Source organism: Myxococcales bacterium (genome assembly GCA_016706225.1).
GTDB lineage: Bacteria > Myxococcota_A > Polyangia > Polyangiales > Polyangiaceae > JADJKB01.
The window spans coordinates 553,978-571,120 of record JADJKB010000008.1 but is presented as its reverse complement, the minus strand read 5'-3'; the positions used below and the strand labels follow the sequence as shown (position 1 = coordinate 571,120).

Annotated in this window: 14 protein-coding genes; 4 read left to right on the top strand and 10 right to left on the bottom strand. The window is 68.2% G+C overall.

Annotated features, from left to right (window positions below):
* Positions 1-54: 54 nt before the first annotated feature.
* Positions 55-570 (bottom strand): hypothetical protein, encoded by a 516-nt coding sequence (locus tag IPI67_16550; protein MBK7581804.1) that lies wholly within the window; start codon positions 568-570, stop codon positions 55-57.
* Between IPI67_16550 and IPI67_16545 the strand changes: the two genes are divergently transcribed.
* Both IPI67_16545 and IPI67_16540 read left to right on the top strand, forming a co-directional pair.
* Positions 520-993, top strand: a complete 474-nt coding sequence (locus IPI67_16545; protein MBK7581803.1) for an efflux RND transporter permease subunit — start codon at positions 520-522, stop codon at positions 991-993. The genes IPI67_16550 and IPI67_16545 overlap by 51 nt on opposite strands.
* Before the next feature lie 133 nt (positions 994-1,126).
* Positions 1,127-2,236, top strand: coding sequence for a VWA domain-containing protein (locus IPI67_16540; GenBank protein MBK7581802.1), 1,110 nt, complete (start codon positions 1,127-1,129; stop codon positions 2,234-2,236).
* A gap of 233 nt (positions 2,237-2,469) precedes the next feature.
* Here the strand turns inward: IPI67_16540 and IPI67_16535 are convergent, their stop codons facing one another.
* The 4 genes from IPI67_16535 to IPI67_16520 all read right to left on the bottom strand — a co-directional run bounded on the left by IPI67_16535 (position 2,470) and on the right by IPI67_16520 (position 6,314).
* Positions 2,470-2,988 carry a hypothetical protein gene (locus IPI67_16535; protein ID MBK7581801.1) on the bottom strand — a complete coding sequence of 173 codons (519 nt, stop codon included), beginning with the start codon at positions 2,986-2,988 and terminating at the stop codon, positions 2,470-2,472.
* A complete protein-coding gene (locus tag IPI67_16530; protein MBK7581800.1) occupies positions 2,960-3,334 on the bottom strand; it encodes a hypothetical protein in 375 nt (124 codons plus the stop codon). Before IPI67_16530 ends, IPI67_16535 begins: the two co-directional genes overlap by 29 nt.
* A 122-nt stretch (positions 3,335-3,456) precedes the next feature.
* The gene (locus IPI67_16525; protein MBK7581799.1) at positions 3,457-4,689 is read right to left on the bottom strand and encodes a hypothetical protein; all 1,233 of its coding nucleotides are present in this window, start codon (positions 4,687-4,689) and stop codon (positions 3,457-3,459) included.
* Positions 4,686-6,314, bottom strand: coding sequence for an OmpA family protein (locus tag IPI67_16520; GenBank protein ID MBK7581798.1), 1,629 nt, complete (start codon positions 6,312-6,314; stop codon positions 4,686-4,688). Before IPI67_16520 ends, IPI67_16525 begins: the two co-directional genes overlap by 4 nt.
* A 153-nt stretch (positions 6,315-6,467) precedes the next feature.
* Between IPI67_16520 and pyrR the strand changes: the two genes are divergently transcribed.
* Positions 6,468-7,016, top strand: coding sequence for a bifunctional pyr operon transcriptional regulator/uracil phosphoribosyltransferase PyrR (pyrR, locus tag IPI67_16515; protein MBK7581797.1), 549 nt, complete (start codon positions 6,468-6,470; stop codon positions 7,014-7,016).
* Positions 7,013-7,957: an aspartate carbamoyltransferase catalytic subunit gene (locus IPI67_16510; GenBank protein ID MBK7581796.1), complete on the top strand. Its 945-nt coding sequence runs from the start codon at positions 7,013-7,015 to the stop codon at positions 7,955-7,957. The genes pyrR and IPI67_16510 overlap by 4 nt, the downstream gene beginning before the upstream one ends.
* Before the next feature lie 12 nt (positions 7,958-7,969).
* Here the strand turns inward: IPI67_16510 and IPI67_16505 are convergent, their stop codons facing one another.
* The 5 genes from IPI67_16505 to IPI67_16485 all read right to left on the bottom strand — a co-directional run bounded on the left by IPI67_16505 (position 7,970) and on the right by IPI67_16485 (position 17,143).
* On the bottom strand, positions 7,970-11,047 hold the full coding sequence (locus IPI67_16505; protein ID MBK7581795.1) for an efflux RND transporter permease subunit: 3,078 nt from the start codon (positions 11,045-11,047) through the stop codon (positions 7,970-7,972).
* A 6-nt stretch (positions 11,048-11,053) separates the two neighbouring features.
* The gene (locus tag IPI67_16500) at positions 11,054-12,115 is read right to left on the bottom strand and encodes an efflux RND transporter periplasmic adaptor subunit (protein ID MBK7581794.1); all 1,062 of its coding nucleotides are present in this window, start codon (positions 12,113-12,115) and stop codon (positions 11,054-11,056) included.
* Positions 12,116-12,271: 156 nt separating this feature from the next.
* Entirely contained in the window at positions 12,272-13,189 is a 918-nt protein-coding gene (locus IPI67_16495; protein MBK7581793.1) for a glutamate racemase, read from the bottom strand.
* Positions 13,116-14,489, bottom strand: coding sequence for a homoserine dehydrogenase (locus IPI67_16490; GenBank protein MBK7581792.1), 1,374 nt, complete (start codon positions 14,487-14,489; stop codon positions 13,116-13,118). The genes IPI67_16495 and IPI67_16490 overlap by 74 nt, the downstream gene beginning before the upstream one ends.
* A complete protein-coding gene (locus tag IPI67_16485) occupies positions 14,426-17,143 on the bottom strand; it encodes a M1 family metallopeptidase (protein MBK7581791.1) in 2,718 nt (905 codons plus the stop codon). Before IPI67_16485 ends, IPI67_16490 begins: the two co-directional genes overlap by 64 nt.

The window sequence follows — 17,143 nt, the reverse complement described above, 5'->3', positions numbered from 1 at the left end:
AACTGACGAATTTGGCCCGCACGCACCGACCAGCCGGGCCGAGATGGGCATTTCTCATCGCGGGGCAATGACGTCCGAGCGCGTCTCGCCCGACCAAGAATGCGGCGTCCGTACCCGCCGGGACAGCGGATGAAACCGCGCGGCGTCCGTGTCCAGGAGCCGCCCGAGGTCGTCGGCCGAGTTCGAGCGAAACTTGTGGAAAGTGAGGGTCCGATGGTCGACCAGCCAGTCCAGCCCGCTCGCCGAGAGCACACTCGTCAACGCCGACGCTCCCGCCAGTACAACGACGGCGAAACCTCGCGCTCGCGCCGCCGCGACCAGCCAGCCCCCGGGATCAGAGAAACACGGCGCCCCCGAGGACGCGATCAGGGCGACGTCCTCGCGCTCGAGTGTGGCAAGACAGTGCTCCGTGACCGCCAGCTCGGGTTGCTCCGGGATAGTGACCAGCGTCTTGGTGCTGGCATCGATGTCGAACACGGCGAGCTGACGGCGAAGCTCGTCGGCGTCCTCGCAGAGTAGATGCCGCACGCGCCTCAGCGTGCGGATGGCGTTCTCGGTGACGTCACCCACGTCACCAATGTGCCAGGGGACCAGGATCATTCTTCCCTGCTCGCCGTCGGAGTGCACCGCGCGTCCTTCCCATCGCTGCCCCATCGAGTCAAACCGGGTTGCGCCGTGGGGAGCAAGCACCGTGCCGGGGTGCTGCTGGCCTCCGTGCGCAGTCGCCAGCTTCAGGGAGAGGAGACCCGGGCCGCGGTGCTGGGTGCTGCTGACGATGGAGTGCGCCCGGTTCTCGTCAAGGCGCTGGTCGCGGCGCTGGGCTGCGCGCCAATGGCCATCACCACCGGCACCGGCGCCGAGGTGCAGCGTCCGCTCGCCACCGTGGTCATCGGCGGCCTGGTGACCGCTTCGCTGGTCACACTCCTGGCGCTGCCGGCCCTGTACGTAGGTGTTGGCGGCAAGCCGGAGTACGCGGACGGCTTGGAGGGATAATACTCGAGCTCACTCCGCGCCCCCCCAACGCTCATGGATGGTAGGCTTCTTGAATCTTCAACTGGGGGTGCCCATGTCGCCACGCTCACTACGAACTGCCTCGCTCCTCTGTCTGGGCGTCGCCTCGCTCGCAATGTTTCACTGCGGAGGCGGCGACAGTAGCGACGACGGCACCGGCGGCAAGGGCGGCGGGATCAACCTGGGCGGCAATGGCGGAGTGGGTGGGCTCGATCTCGACGGGAGCGCCGCGAACGGGGGCAACGGCGGCACCATCAGCCCGGACGCTGCTTGTGGCACCTCGAGCGAGGAGGCGACGCTCGTCCCCGTCAACATGCTCGTGATGTTCGATCGGTCCGGTTCGATGAACCAGAACAACAAGTGGCCACAAGCTTCCGCCGCGTTGATCGCGTTCTTCCAGGATTCCGCTACGGCGGGACTGCGCATCGCGCTGCGTTTTTTCCCCCACGACCAACCGGCGGGCGGCTGCACCAACACGGGCTGCGACACCAACGCCTGTTCGCAGCTCCTGGTTCCCATCGGAGCAGTGACGGTGGACCCGGCGCCGGCCGACACGCAGGAGGCCGCGCTGGTGAGTGCCGTGCAGGGCAGCGGCCCCGGCAACGGCGGCGGCACCCCGATGTTCGCGGCGCTGGGCGGTGCGGAGCAATGGGCGACGGCGTACGCCTCCGCGCATCCCAACGAGAAGGTCGTGGTGGTGCTCGTGACCGACGGCCTACCAAACGGCTGTGACGAGGACATCAATCACATCGCAGCGCTCGCTTCCGCCGCGCGAACGTCGAACGGAGTGCTCACCTATGCCGTCGGTCTGGAAGGCTCGGCGGAAAATCAGATGGACACCATCGCGGTCGCCGGCGGCACTACCAAAGGTATCTTCATCGGCAGCTCGGCCAACGCCCAGGCGGAGCTGCTTGCCGCGCTGAAGGCCATCCAGGGCAGCCAGGTCTCCTGTGAGTTCCAGATGCCCGCGCCGAAGAACGGCTCGACCTTGGATCCCAAGAAGGTCAACGTGAACTACACGCCGGGAGGCGGCAGCGTGCAGACCCTCGGCCAGGTGGGGAGCGCGGCGGACTGTGCGAACGGCGGTTGGTTCTACGACTCGCCGACGAGCCCAAGCAAGATCACGCTCTGCCCGAGCACCTGCGCCACGGTGCAGGCAGACAAGGGCGCGAAGATGGAGATCCTGCTGGGTTGTGCCACGCAACTCCAGCCACCCCCCTCCTGACCCACCCTTGATCGGAAGTCTCTGCGCCGAGCGCGGCCGCCGGCGCCCATTGATAGGTGACGGGGTCGGTGGTTGCGGCGGGGGCCGCACGCGGCGCACCAGCACCACAGCCAGCGCGGGGGCGGGGGCCCCCGGCAGTCGAGCCGTGGGCGGCCGCGGCGGCTCGGTTCCGGGACGCGTTCGGGGCGTCCATTGGCGAGCGGAACCCGCCCCGCGAAGCCACGCCCACCGCGTCAGCCCTTGGGCCCCGCGTCCGGACACTTTCCGCTGTTGCCTTCGCCGAAGTAGTACGTGGTTTCGATGGCGGGGCAAGGACAGCGCTCAGCGTCGAACTTCTCCAGCAAGCAGGCCACGATCTCGGGGTTTGGGCGGTCCATGCCGATGTCGCTGACGCACCCGTCGTCGAGCATCTTCACCGTCAGCCAGCCATTGGTCTTGCAGCCCGTCTGTTTTTGACATTCGCGGGCCGCCGCCCGGACCCACTCGGCGAAGCCGCACACGAAGTCGTTTGGGCCCTGACAGGAGCCGATTGGGCGCTCTTCACACGCCGGAAAGGCATCGGAGCGGATGCCCGCGTCGAGCAGCGGCACATCACCGTCGTACTTCGGCGTCGGATCCGGGATCACCGTGGCGTCCGGCTCGTCCACCAGATCGGCTTGCCGCTGGCAGGCCTGCCCAAGCGTTGCCGACGCCACCAGTAAACAGAGCGCGACGAACGGCCGCTCAGTGCAGCGCATCGCGTTCCTGCTCATTCAGCGTCCGGAACCACACCACGCGGTAAGGCAGAGTGACGAACTCCGATTCGACGGCGCTGGTCAGGCCGAGGTCAATGGCCAGGTCCGGCTGCTTCGCCAGCTCACGCGCGGCTTCGAAGGTCGAAGGGCGCGCAGCGAAGCGCCGCATGAGCAGAATGGTCTGGCCGTTCTCGAGATGCAGCGCCCCGAGCACACGGAGCAAGTGCAGCTCCTGGGGGTGGACCTCTTGGGCGACGAAAGCCCCGGGTGTCTCCAGCGTCGGCTCTGGCGCGTCGACGGCGTCGGAAGCACAGCCGCCGAGCGCCGAGACGAGCGCGACGGTCGCCAGTCGTGACCAGTCCACGCGGAGACTCTACCACGGCCGTATACTGCGAGGGGCGACGGGCGACGGGTTCAGCTCAGCGCCCGCGGCTCGGTGGGCAGCTCGGGGCCGGGTGCGAGCGGGCCTTCGGGCGCCACGACGGCTCAAAACCCGACGGCGCCACTGAAGGTCGGTGTGATCACCGTGGCGCTGAAGGGAAACACCTGCACCAGCGCGAGCTCGGCGCCCAGCATGCTGTCCTCGCTCGGCGCGAAGGCTAGCCCCGCCCCGATGCCGGCGAATCCGTCGCCCGCGCGCTTCCACAGCTCGAGCTCTTGCTCGAGATCGTTGTCACCTTGGTAGGAGAAGTGCGTTGGGTCTTCGCGCACGCGCACGCTGGTCACCAGGTCGAACTGCGCATAGCCGGCGGTGAGGAAGGCGTAGGGGCGCCAGTGGGAGTGCGCGAAGGGATCGTTGCCGAACCAGCGTGTCGCCCTGAGCGAGAGCGACCAGGGCACGAACTCTGCGGCTCCGCGCAGCGTCGGGCCCTCACCGGCGAAGGCCATGCCGGCACGGATGCCGAAGCTCACGTCGTAGTAGACGAGGCGGTCGTAGCCCATGAGCACCCGGGTCGGTCCCCGCGCCGCGCCGAGCCGCTCATTGGTGTAGACCGGGTAGCTCGCGTAGTTCGCCCCGTCGGACTTCCGGAAGCACGCCGTGCCCTCGCTCTCCTGGGTCTGGATCGAACAAGCACCGGTGGTGGAGAGCAACCCGAGATCTTGCTCCACCCCGAGCGACAGCCAGCTCTGTTTGCGCTGGATGGTCTCGCAGAAGCCGCGCCAGCTGCAGCTCGAGCCGCCCTCGCAGTCGCGATCCGCCCGACACGGGATCTGTCTCACCCTTTCGCTCGGGCAGCCGGGGAGGCCGCGCGGACAGTCGGAGGGGTCGGGACAGCGAGCCCGCTTCGGGGCGCCGCCGGTCAGCATCGTGTCGTGGAGCACGGTGACCTTGAACGGCTTGACGCGCGAGCCGGCGCTGGCGAGCACACGCCCGTCCGCGTCGTGGGCGCGGATGTAGTAACGGACGTCGCCCGTGATGGTGCTGACCTCTAGGCACGGAATCGCGCCGGTCCACTGCTTGCCGCGGCGCGAGAGCGCGAGCGTCGTCCAGTCGGGGTCACCCCAGACGCGGTAGTGGACCAGCACGCGCGCTGCCCGCGCACCGAGCTCCGGCGGCAGCGCGACGGTGATGGGAAGTGGCGTCAAGATCCCCTGCTCCGCCTTGCGCTCGAGCACCGGCAGCTTCAGCACCTCGGGCCCGAGCTCGCTCGTACCCGGATCGGCGCGCACCTCCGCCGCAAACAGCGCGAGCGCCAGGCCAGCCAGCGCCCGTTTCATGGTGTCGGCTCCTTTTCGCTGCGCCGGAGGATGTGGAACTCGACGCGACGGTTCTTCGCGCGGCCCGCTTCGGTGCTGTTGTCGGCGAGGGGCGACGTCTGCCCGTAGCCCTTGGCGCTGAGGCGAGCTGTCGCCGTGCCGTGACCCACCAGCCACTTCATCACGCTTGCTGCGCGCTCCGCGCTCAGCTTCTGGTTGACGGCCGGTGTGCCGGTGTCGTCGGTGTACCCAGCGACCTCGATCTGCTCGAGCTCCGGGTGCTCCGCCAGGACCTTGGCCACTTCGCTCAAGATGCCATCGCTCTCGGCGCGGAGCACCGCCGTGCCATGCTCGAACTGCACTTGCTCCGAGATCGCGACTTGTTCGGCTTCGACTTGGGCGACCGGCGGTGGCGGCGGTGGCGCCGGCGGACAGCCGTGCTGCTCTCGGTTTGTGTTCGGCACGCCCTTCTCTTTGGGGCAGGCGTCCTTTTGATCGACGATGCCGTCGCCATCGGTGTCCACGGGCCTTGGGCAGCCGTTTGACCGGCGGTCGCCGGTGGCTGGCCCCGCCTCCCTCGGACAGGCGTCGAACTGATCGGGGATCTCGTCGGCGTCGAAATCCGGCGGCACCTCCGGGCAGCCGTTCATCAACGGATCCTGGGCGGGCGCGCCGGGCAAATCGATGCAGGCGTCCAGTCGATCGGGGACACCATCGTCGTCGCGATCCGGCGGCGGCGGCGTTTGTTCCGGCGTGAAGCCGAGGAAGGCGAGCGCGCGGAAGTCCGCAGCGCCTGGCGCCTGCCCGAGATCCGGCCCAAACGCCACGCCGAGGTCGAGCTCGGTGAACGGGCGAAAACGGCCGACGATCAGGAAATGCGCGCGGGTGGCGTGCGGATCGAGGAGTCTTGCTCCCCCGCCCAGCGTGAACGCGGCGCTGAGCTCGCTGCCAACGCTGACTCTCTCGGCGCCGTCCACGAAGGTCGCGTGCGCCACGCTGGCCGTGAGCTCGTTGCCGACCCGCGTCGGAACGATGCCGGGCAAGCGCATCTCGGGCCGCAGCCGGACGCCGGCGTCGGCGGCCCAGAACCAGCGAGCGTATTGCCCGTCCGCCAACAGCGCCATGCGCCCGCCGAAGCCGCCGTCGCCGGCGTAGTCCCTACCGGTTGGCAGGCTCGCGCCGGCGGCGAGCGCCAGGTGCTCGCCTGCACCCGCCGGCCCCCACAGCTTCGTGCGAGCGCCCAGGCGAACGTCGCCGAGCAGCGTCTCTTCGCGAGGCCGCGCCGCGGTAGTGCCGTGGGGCGGGGTCTGCCCCGCGGTCTGCGAGAGCAACACGGGCACGTCGAGCGAGAGCTGGTAGCGATGGCGGAACGCGAACGAGAGCAGTGTGTGCAGCCACAGCTGACTCTCGACCACGCGGTCGATCTCCTGATCCTGGTTCTTCAGCACGAGCGGCTGACTGGCAAAGACACCGAGCAACCGCGCGCGCAGCTGCGCGTCTCCCCGGACCTGGGCCGGCTCGGTCAGGAGCGTTGGCTCCCCCGCCGGTGCTGGCGCCAGGGCGAGCGACGGCGTCTCGTCAGCACGAGCGCGGGCGCTGATCGATCCCGACGCGGCCAGCGCAACAAGGAGGAGATGACGGCGCACCCGCGCCGAGATACTAGCGAGGGCCACCTCTCGTCGCTACTCGGGCTTGCCGCAATCTTCGCGTCGACGCTCGGCGCCCGCGGCGGGTGAACCTCCACCGCAGCCGCGTCCACGTTCCCTCCCTCGCCGAGCCGTGGTAGATGCGGGCCTCTGATGCGCGTTTTGCTCGACCCCGACGCCGTCTCGCGCGGCATGCGCCGTGTGGCCGGAGAGATCGTCGAGCGCCAGCGCGGTGCCGAGGGACTCGTCCTCATTGGCGTGCGGCGCGGCGGCGAGCCCCTGGCCCAGGAGCTCGCTCGCTGGATCCTGGACCTTGAAAAGAAGTCAGTCCCGGTCGGCAGCGTCGACATCACACTCTATCGCGACGACGCGGCCACAGCCTTGCCGAATCCGCGCATCGGCCCGAGCCAGGTCCCCTGCAGCCTCGAAGGCAAACGCGTCGTCTTGGTCGACGACGTCGTGTTCACCGGCCGCACAGTGAGGGCCGCGATTGACGCGTTGATGGACTACGGACGCCCGCGCCGCATCGAGCTCGCGGCCCTGGTCGACCGCGGTGGACGAGAGCTCCCCGTGCAGCCGGACTACGTGGTGCTCACGACGACGGTTGGAGGCGACGACCGCATCGACGTGCTGCACGAGGGCGGCCAGATCCGCGCCGTCGTGCGCCCCCGCGACGTCCCCTCCATGCCCCCAGAGCCATGACCGCGAACCACCTGCGCCACCTGACCAGCGTCCACGATCTCGATCGCGAGACGGCGCTCCGACTGCTCGACACCGCCGAAGCCTTCCTGGAGGTGACCCGGCGTCCGATACGCAAGGTCCCGACGCTCCGGGGCAAGACCATCATCAACGCCTTCTTCGAGGCCTCCACCCGCACACGGACGTCGTTCGAGCTGGCGGGAAAACGCCTTGGCGCCGATGTCGTCAACATCGGTGGCAGCTCGTCGAGCACCAGCAAGGGCGAGACGCTACGCGACACCGTGGCCACCCTCGACGCCATGCACGCGGACGTGATCGTCGTGCGCCACGAGGCATCCGGTGCCGCCGAGTACATCAAGAGTCGCACCCGCGCGGCAATCGTCAACGGTGGCGACGGCATGCACGAACACCCGACGCAGGCCCTGCTCGACGCCTTCACCATACGGCGCGCGAAGGGCAAGCTCGATGGCCTGACCGTCACCATCTGCGGAGACATCCAGCACAGCCGTGTCGCTCGCTCGAATCTGCTGCTGTTGCCGCTGCTCGGCGCGAAGGTTCGCCTCGCCGGGCCCCACACGCTCCTGCCCCACGACGCGGAGGCCCTCGGTGGCGAGACCTTCTCGCGCCTCGAGCCAGCGCTCGAGGGCGCCGACGTCGTCATGATGCTGCGCATCCAGCAAGAGCGCCTGGGCGCGCCGCTCTTGCCCACGTTGCGGGAGTATGCCCGGTATTTTGGACTCAATCGCGCCCGCCTCGCCCTGGCCAAACCCGACGCCATCGTGATGCACCCGGGCCCCATGAACCGCGGCGTCGAGATCAACGACGACATCGCCGACGGCAAGCACAGTGTGATCTTGAACCAGGTCGAAGCGGGCGTCGCAGTGCGGATGGCAGTGCTGTATTTCTGCGCCACGGAGCCCGGCCAGCCCATCGGCTCGGAGTGACCCGGCCCGCGCTCACTCGCCCGGAGTCAGGGCCACCGTGAGCGCGGGCTCGGGCTGCGGCGCGCGCTTGCGGGAGAAGACTGCGTACACGGCGGGCACGACGTAGAGCGTGAGCAGCGTCGAGACCGCGAGCCCCGCGACGACCGCAATGCCCAAGCTCTGCCGGCTACCGGAGGCACTGCCGAGCGAGAGCGCAATTGGCAGCACGCCGAGCACCGTCGTCAGTGTCGTCATCAAGATCGGCCGGTAGCGCGACACAGCGGCCTCCAATACTGCGGCCAATGGCGCGAGTCCTCGAGCCTGGTGTTGATTGGCGAACTCGACGATCAAAATGCCGTTTTTGGTGACGATCCCGATCAGCATGATGATGCCAATCTCGCTGAAGATGTTGAGCGTGTTGCCGGTCAGCCACAGGCCGAGCAGGGCCCCGAAGAGCGACATCGGCACCGTGAACAAGATGATGAGTGGGTCGATGAAACTCTCGAACTGTGCCGCGAGCACCAGGTAGATCAGCAAAATTGCCATGCCGAAAGCAAAGTACAGGCTCGTCGCGCTCTCCGAGAAATCCCGCGCCTCCCCTGCAAGCGCGGTGTGAAAGCTCGGATCGAGGATGGCCTTGGCCACCGCGTCCATGGCCCTAATGCCGTCGTCGAGGGCGTAACCCGGGGCCAGGCCCCCGGACAGTGTCGCCGAGACGTAGCGATCGAAGCGATAAATGGCCGCGGGCGCCGTCCCCTCTTGGATGCGGACGAGATTGTCGAGCGCGACCATCTGCCCACTCTTGCTGCGCACCGAGAGCCTGCGTACCGCGTCCGGGGCGCTGCGATCGGCGCGCTCGAGCTCCCCGATGACCTGGTACTGGCGGCCGTTCCTCACGAAGTATCCATAACGCCGACCGCCGTACGACAGGTCCAAGGTCCTCGCGATGTCGGCCACGCTGATGCCGAGCTCGGTCGCCTTCGCGCGGTCGATGTGGATGACCCCCTCGGGGCGATTGAACTTGAGGTCGGCGTCGACGAAGCGCAGCGCCGGGCTCTTGCCGGCCTCCTCGAGGATCTTCGGCAACACCTCGGCCAGTGCGTCCAAGTTCGGCGCTTGGACCACGTACTGGAGCGGCAGCCCCGAGAAACGGTTGCCGATCGTCGGCGGCTGGGCGGGGAACGTACGCAGATCGGTGAAGCCGTTCAGCTTGGCGGACACGGACTGGAAGATCTGTTCCTGGGTTCGACGGCGCTCGTTCGGCTCGAGCAGGTACAGGTTCTGGATGCCGGTGTTGACCGGACCGCCGAACAGCGCGGTGATCGAGTAACTGCGCGAGATTTCCGGCACGCTCTCGTCGAGCATCACCGCCAGTCGATCGACCGCCGCCGCAGTCGCCTCGTAGGTCGTCCCCTCCGGCGCCCGCACACCGATGCGGACGTTGGAGCGATCTTCGAGCGGCGCGAGCTCCGACTTGAGCCCCTTGCCAATGAACAGAGCGGCCGCGATCACCCCCGCCGCGATCGGGACGGCCAGCCAGCGCACCCGCAGAAACAGCTGCAGCGTCCGGCGGTAGAGCCGGCCCAGGCCCACGAAAAACGGCTCCGTGACCCGATACAGCAAGCTCGGCCGATCGACCCGCCGCAGCAGGTAGCGGCACATCACCGGCGAGAGGGTCAGGGCGACGAAGGCCGAGATCAGCACCGACCCCGAGACCACGACCGCAAATTCGCGGAACAGGCGCCCCGTCAGTCCCTCGATGAACACGATGGGCAGGAAGACGGCGGCGAGCGTGATGGTGGTGGAGATCACCGCGAAGTAGATCTCCTTCGAGCCGGCCAGCGCCGCCTCGAGCGGCTCCATGCCGGCCTCGACCTTGGAATAGATGTTCTCGAGCACCACGATGGCGTCGTCCACCACCAGGCCGATGGCCAAGACCAGCGCCACCAGCGTCAGGATGTTGATGGTGAAGCCCGCGAGGTACATCACGAAGAAGGTCGAGACGATGCTGACGGGGATCGCGATGACCGGCACCAGCGTCGAGCGGAAGCTGCGCAAGAATAAGAAGATCACGGCTCCCACGAGCAGGAACGCCGTGGCAAGTGCCTCTTCGACCTCCCGGATCGAGCGCCGCACATAGGTCGTGAAGTCGTAACCGATCTCGACCCGGTACTCCGGCGGGACGCCCGCCTTGATCTGTTCGTAGCGCCGGTAGAACTCGTCCGCGATCTCGATGGCGTTGGTGTTGGGCTGGGGCACTACCGCCACACCGATCATCGGCACGCCGTCGCGCTTGACGCCGGTGCGCAGATTCTCCGCGCTGAGCTCGGCGTGCCCGACGTCGCGAAACTCGACCTGCCGGCCCCCCTCTTGCCGGATGACCATGCGGTTGAGCTCGTCCGGGGTGGAGAGCCGCCCGACGGCGCGGAGGCCGATTTCGACGCTGCTGCCCTCCACACGCCCGGCCGGTAGCTCGACGTTCTCCCGCGCGAGCGCCGCTCGCACGTCGTCCGGCGTCACCTGGTGAGCCGCCATGCGCTCCGCGTCCATCGACAGGCGCATCGCCCAGCGCTTCTCGCCGAAGATGCGGACGGTGCTGACCCCCGGGATGGTCTGCATGCGCTCCTTGATCAGCGTGTCGGCGAGCTGATTGACCTCCAGGATGCTCTTGGTGTCGCTCTGCACGGTCAAGAACACGATCGGCGATGCGTCCGCATCGGCCTTCTCGACGATGGGTGGATCGACGTCGGCGGGCAGCCGGCGCACGGCGCCGGCGACCTTGTCGCGAATGTCATTGGCCGCTGCGTCCACCGCGGCGCCGATGGCAAACTCGACGCGAATCACACTCTGGCTGTCGCGGGAGGTGCTGGAGATGTTGCGCACCCCGCTGACGCCGTTCACGGCTTGCTCCAGCGGCTCGGTGATCTGCGAGTCGATGACGTCGGGGCTCGCGCCGGGGTAGTTGGTCGTGATGGTCACGACTGGCGGATCCACCGCCGGGTACTCACGGACGCCCAGGAAACGGAACCCGACGACACCGAGCAGGAACAACACGAGGGACGCCACCAGGCAGAGCACCGGGCGGCGCAGGCTGAGCTCGGCGAGGTTCACGCTCCCTCACTTCTCCAGCGTGATCGGCGCGCCGGGCCGCAGCCGGGCCAGGTTGCTGACCAGCACGGTGTCGCCCGCGCTCACACCCTGGACAACCTCCACCTCATCCGGCGTCCGCCGCCCAATTTCGACTGGAACGAAGGCGGCCTTGCCTTCGCGCAGCAACCAGACGCCCTGCCCGTTTGCGTTCGGCACCAGCGCGGACGCGGGCAGCATCAGCGTGCGTTTGTCGGCACCCAGCGACAGCTCGACGTTGGCGAAACCCCCGGCGCGCAGCTTGCCACTCGAGTTCTCCGTCAGGCCGCGCAGGCTGAGACTGCGGGTGGCGCGGTCGATCTGCGGTTCGATGGCGGTCACCTTGCCCTTGAACACTTCGGTGCTGCCGGTGATGCGGAACGAGAATTCGTCTCCGACGTGAACCGATGAGGCGTAGCGCTCGGGCAGGGAAAAATCGAGCTTGAGTTGGCGGGTGTCCTGCAGCGTCGTGAGCACCGTCGCCGGCGTGACCCAAGCCCCGGCGCTCACGCGGCGGAGCCCGACCCGGCCGGCAAAGGGCGCGCGGATGCGCGTCTTCGTCAGAGTGACGCCGTGCGTCGCCATCTCGGCCACGATTTCGTCGAGCTCACTCTTGGTCCGGTCGTACTCCGCCTGACTGATCAGGTTCTGCTCTAGCAATTGCCGTTGCCGCGCCTCGTTGGATGCCAGCAGCTTTTTTCGCACCGCCAGACGCGTGAGCTGTGCGCCGACGTCCGAGGCATCCAGTGAGAACAGGAGCGCGCCTTTCTTCACTTCGGCACCCTCGGCCACGTTCACCTTGATCAGACGGCGCGAGAGCTCACTCACCACGTCGATCGATTCGTTCGCGCTGAGCGTCCCGATGGTCGGAACACTCGAGCCGAGCTGACTCTCGACCGCCACGTACCCGCGCGCGAGGAGCGGCGGGCCGCCGCCACCGGGTTTGGCGCTGCCGGATCCGGCGGCGCTCGGCTCGGGTTTGGTCGCAGCCCCGCGCTCACACGCCGGCAGCGCGAGAGCAAGACAGACGCAGGCGATCCGGAGCGGGGTCATCACGGTGAGTGCGGCTTTGAACGTGCGGGCGAAGTGCGGCGGAGCAAGCTCTCATAACATCCGCCTCCCCCGAGTGGCACCCCCCGCCCGTGCCGGTGCCCGTGCCCCCGCCCGTCCCCGCTCTTCCTCTTCCTCTCCCACTCCCCGCTCTCCCCCTCACCCCAGGTCGATCTGCTCGACCTCCGGCGCGCGCTCCCCCAGGAAGCGTGCTGCGACGTCGGCAAAAGACCCCGGTCGATCGGTGACCAGCACCTCCAGCCGCGGCGCGGTGTCGGGCGCGGCGGCGTGCAGGATCCGACCCTCCAGCACGAAGCGTTCGACGTCGCCTGCGGTTGCACGAGCGCTGTCGACGATCGGGATCTCCCGGCCGGCGATCTCCCGGGCCACCCTGGCAATGACCGGCGAAAGCAGCGGATAGTGGGTGCAGCCAAGCACGATCACGCCGGCGCCGCGCTCGATCAACGGTTCCAGGTAGCGACGCACGGCGAGCTCCGGCACCTGGCCTTCGATCCAGCCCTCTTCGACCAGCGGCACCAGCAGTGGCGCGGCTTGTCCGATGACCTCGATGCGCGTCGAGAGCTGACTCACGGCGCGCGGGTAAGCACCACTCGCGATGGTTCCCTGAGTGCCAAGCACCCCGATCTTCACCGGTACACCGCGGGCGGCGGCTTCGCGCTCCGCCGCCTCCACCGCGGCGCGTGCGCCGGGCTCCACCACGCCGATCACCGGCAGATCGAGCTCGGCTCGCAGAATATCCAGCGCGACGGCGCTGACGGTGTTGCAGGCAATGACGATGGCCTTCACGCCGCGCCCGAGCAGCACCTTGGCGCAACCGCGGGCGTAGCGGACCACCGTCTCGGCGGAGCGTGTGCCGTACGGGACCCGCGCGGTGTCACCCAGATACACGATGTGTTCGTTGGGCAGCGCCAGCGACAGGGCGTGCACCACCGTCAGGCCGCCCAGGCCCGAGTCGAAGACCCCGAGCGGTGCGTCCGTCACCTCAGACGTCCTCGATGCGCAAGAGCCGCGGCTTGCCGCGCATGAACGCCTCGCGCCCGATGCGCTCGAGCGCATCCCGCACCGCGCCTTCGCGACAGCTGTGGGTGATGATCAGCACCGGCACGGCGCCGTTCACCTCGAGCGCGCGGCCCTCTTGCACCATCTGCTCGATGCTGACCTCGCACTCCCCCAGGCCGGTGGCGATCTTCCCGAGCACTCCCGGGCAGTCCTCGACGTCAAAGCGCAGATAAAAGCGCGAGTTGACCTCCGACAGCGGCGCCAGGGGTCGCGCCTTCATCTGGATCCCGCGGGTCGACAGGCCGGGCTCGCCTTCGATCTTCGAGCGCGCGACGTCCACGATGTCCGCCACCACACTCACTGCCGTCGGCATGTCGCCCGCGCCGCGGCCGACCAAGAGACACGGACCGAGGCCGCGGCCCACGATCAGCACGCCGTTCAGCACGCCGTCGATGTTTGCGAGCACGCTGGTCTTCTGGATCAAGGCCGGGTGGACCCTGAGTGCAATGCGGTCGCCCAGGTCGTTGCCGATGACCAGGTGTTTGATCGTGTAGCCGAAGCGCTCTGCGAAGCGAAAATCCAGCTGATCGACCTGGCGGATCCCCTCGACGGGCACGTCCTCTTCGCGCACCTTGGCACCGAAGGCGAGCATGCTCATCACACACAGCTTCTGCGCGGCGTCATGCCCGTCGACGTCCAGCGTGGGATCCGCCTCGGCGTAACCCTTCTCCTGTGCCTCGGCCAGCGCCACCTCGAAGCTGACCTTTCCGTCCCGCATCCGGGTCAGGATGTAGTTGCAAGTGCCGTTGAGAATGCCGTGCACACTCTCGACCCAGTCACTGGTCAGCGCCTCGCGTAGGGTGCGGATGATGGGGATCCCGCCGCCCACCGAAGCCTCGAAGGCCAGATCCACACCGCTCGCGATCGCCTGCTCCACCAGCGCCGGGCCGTGTTTTGCCAGCAGCAGTTTGTTGGCGGTGACCACCCCCTTGCCCTCGCGAATCGCACGCTCGAGCAGCGTGCGCGCCGGCTCGGCTCCGCCCATGACCTCGACCAAGACGTCGATGTCCTCGCCGAGCACCTGCTCGGGATCGGTCGTGATCCACTCGCGGCGACACTCCGGCACGCGATCTTTCACCGCGTCCCGCACCAGCACGTGGCGGATCTCCAAGGGCGCTCCCACCCGCGACGCGAGATACTCCTGGTTGTCCTGGATCAGCCGGATCACTCCGCCGCCGACGGTCCCGCAGCCGAGGAGGCCGATGCGAACGGGAAACTTGATACGCTCCTTGGTCACGGTTTTCCTCCGAACAGCTTCTGCGCCGACTCCGCCTGACCGGTCCTGAGCGCGGCGCAGAGCTTACCCGCCTCCGTGGCCTGGGAAAGGTGCTTGTCAGCCCCCTCGATGCGCAAGAGCCGCGGGGCGAAGAAGTCGTGCGCCTCCGCCACGGCTTTTTCGTCACACAGCGCCGCGACCACCCAGGGGAACCTGCCCACGGCAAACCCGGGCAGTCTCTGCTTCAGAGCGTCGAAGTGTTTCGTCAACCACTGGTACGTCGGCCTGGCCGTGGCCCGCCGCTCGAACAACGGCGGATACACGTAGCGCAGATCACCCACCTTGATGCTGCCGTCCAGCGTGAGCCCGAGCAAACGCTCGACCAGCACCGGGTGGTCGAAGCCCGAGAGTCCGGCAAGCGCGAGCAAGCGCTGTTCGGGGGTCTCGGCGCTCTTCAGCCGCGCGAGCAGGCGATCGAACAACGGCGCGTCCCCGCTGCGACAGCCGAGCGGCAGGGCGATCCGAGCAAGATCGGCGTCGACCGAGCTCGGCTCCGCGAGCCAGGCCAGAGTCAGCTTGCGGGCCTCGGCGAGCACCCAAGGCTCCCTCGCCAGATCGCCGAGCAGCGTGAGCACGAGCTTACGCTGGAGCCGGATCGCCTCCGACTCGGTCTTGGAGCTGCGAAAGCCGAGCTTCTTTCCTTTGGCGCCAGCGAGCCCGAGGACGCGGGCCTCGAAGGCCGGGCGCAGCGCGTCGGTGACGAGGGCGCGGTCGAGCTCGCGGAGCGAATCACCGAGCTGCTCCCAGAGCACGTGACTCTGCCCGGCGACCGCGAAGGGTATGATGGAGAAATAACTCTCGAGGGACAGATCGCCGCTCCGGACCAGGGCCCAGACGTTGCCCAGAAGCCCGACCTTCTCCCGCAGCCCGAGCGCTGGGTCTTTTGCCAGCTCCAGGAGCGCCGCGCTCGGCAGCAAATACCGATAATAACCGCGCTCGTCCGCGTTCGGGTGGACCGTCTTCGGGCAGCTAGCGACGGGCACCTCGAGCTTGCCGGTCGGCTGATCGAGCAGAGTACAGGCGCGCTCGATCGTGCCGCGCACTCCGAAGCGCACACACACCGGGATCCGCCACTGCTTCTTGGGACCGGGGCTCGCACCAAGCGGGCGATACTCGCGCTGACCGAGCGTCACGCTCAGCCGCTGCCTTTCGCAGCTGAACGACGCTTCGACCAGCGGGACCCCGGTCTGTTCGACGAAGGTCGACGTCAGCGCCGCGACGTCCTTCGAGCTCGCGCGCCCGAGCGCGGCGAACAGGTCGTCGGCGCTGGCGTTGCCAAACCGATGTTTGGCCAGGTAGTCCTGAACGCCGCGCTGAAATTCGCGCTCACCAAGGTAACTCTCGAGCATGCTCAGCACACTCGCACCCTTGACGTAGGTGATGCCGTCGAAGGCCTCGAGGGCCTCGCTCGAGCCGCGGACCGGCTGCCGGATGCGGCGCGCGCTGGTCAGCATGTCGACGCCCATCACCCACTGTTTGTCGCTCACGCGCTCCAGCTCCGCGCCGTAGCTCGGCCGAGCTCGCTCGACGATCTTGGCGCCCATCCAGCTGGCGAACGCCTCGTTCAACCACAGGTCGTCCCACCACTTCATGGTCACCAGGTTGCCGAACCACTGGTGGGCGAGCTCGTGCGCGATGATGCCGGAGAGCCCGCGGCGGGCGTCGAGGGATGCCCGCTCCTCGTCGAGCAAGATGAGCTCTTCGCGGAAGGTCACGAGCCCCGCGTTCTCCATCGCACCGGCCGCGAACTCCGGCACCGCAACCAGGTCGAGCTTCGAGTACGGGTACTTCACACCGAAGTAGTCGGTGAGCAGGCCCAAGCTCTCCTCCGCAGTCGCGAGCGCCAGACCACCGAGCTTGCTCTTGCCGGGCAGCGTGATCAAACGAATGGGCACCGGGCTCCGGGCTCCCTCGCGCACCTCGAAGGGCCCCACCGCAAAGGCGACCAGGTAAGAGGGCAGCGGTTCGGTCTCCGCGAACTCGTACGTCGTCAGCTGCGTGGTTGGGTTGTCACGCCGGCGCAACTCGACCGTGTTGGCGACCGCGAGGTTGCCCTCGGGCACGGTCAGCGCCAGACGAAACGGCAGCTTGAAGCCCGGCTCGTCGAAGCAAGGGAACGCGCGCCGCGCGTCGTTCGGCTCGAACTGCGTGAACGCAAAGGCTCGCCCCCCCGCCTCGGCGCGGTACAGCCCCCCGAGACTCGAGCCGAAAGCTGCCTCGTATTGCAGATCGATCTCGGCCGGACCCGGGCCAACCTCGGAAGCCAGCTGGAGCACGAGCTCCTCCGCTTCGGCCTTGCTGTGCGCCGCGAGTCGCGTGCTCACCTTCGCCCAGAGTTTGGCCTGCCGCGTGCTGACGGCGGCGGTGAGGATCTTCGGTCCCTTGGCGTGCAGCACGATGACGCGCGTTGGGGCGTCGATTTCCACGCCGATGCGCACCCGCCCGAAGAAGCTCTTGTCCCGCGGGTCGATGGTGAGCTCCACACTCTGCCGCGTCGGGCGAATGCCCGAGGGCAGCCGCCCATCGTCTCGCGCCGGCGCTACGGCCGGCGCAGTCTCGGCGCTCGACGTCGCGGCTGGATGGGCCAGAGCCCGAGGCGGCGTCCGCGCGCAGCTCCCGAGCGCGAGCAGAGCCGACGAGAGCGCCAACGCGGCAGGGAGAACGACGCGGGCCAT

Bases quoted from the DNA above. Each gene is read 5' to 3' on its own strand.
- IPI67_16545 (MBK7581803.1), top strand. From the start codon at position 520: ATGCCGCACGCGCCTCAGCGTGCGGATGGCGTTCTCGGTGACGTCACC.
- IPI67_16540 (MBK7581802.1), top strand. From the start codon at position 1,127: ATGTTTCACTGCGGAGGCGGCGACAGTAGCGACGACGGCACCGGCGGC.
- IPI67_16535 (MBK7581801.1), bottom strand. From the start codon at position 2,988: ATGAGCAGGAACGCGATGCGCTGCACTGAGCGGCCGTTCGTCGCGCTC.
- IPI67_16525 (MBK7581799.1), bottom strand. From the start codon at position 4,689: ATGAAACGGGCGCTGGCTGGCCTGGCGCTCGCGCTGTTTGCGGCGGAG.
- pyrR (MBK7581797.1), top strand. From the start codon at position 6,468: ATGCGCGTTTTGCTCGACCCCGACGCCGTCTCGCGCGGCATGCGCCGT.
- IPI67_16510 (MBK7581796.1), top strand. From the start codon at position 7,013: ATGACCGCGAACCACCTGCGCCACCTGACCAGCGTCCACGATCTCGAT.
- IPI67_16500 (MBK7581794.1), bottom strand. From the start codon at position 12,115: ATGACCCCGCTCCGGATCGCCTGCGTCTGTCTTGCTCTCGCGCTGCCG.
- IPI67_16495 (MBK7581793.1), bottom strand. From the start codon at position 13,189: ATGCGCTCGAGCGCATCGGGCGCGAGGCGTTCATGCGCGGCAAGCCGC.
- IPI67_16485 (MBK7581791.1), bottom strand. From the start codon at position 17,143: ATGGCCCGCGTCGTTCTCCCTGCCGCGTTGGCGCTCTCGTCGGCTCTG.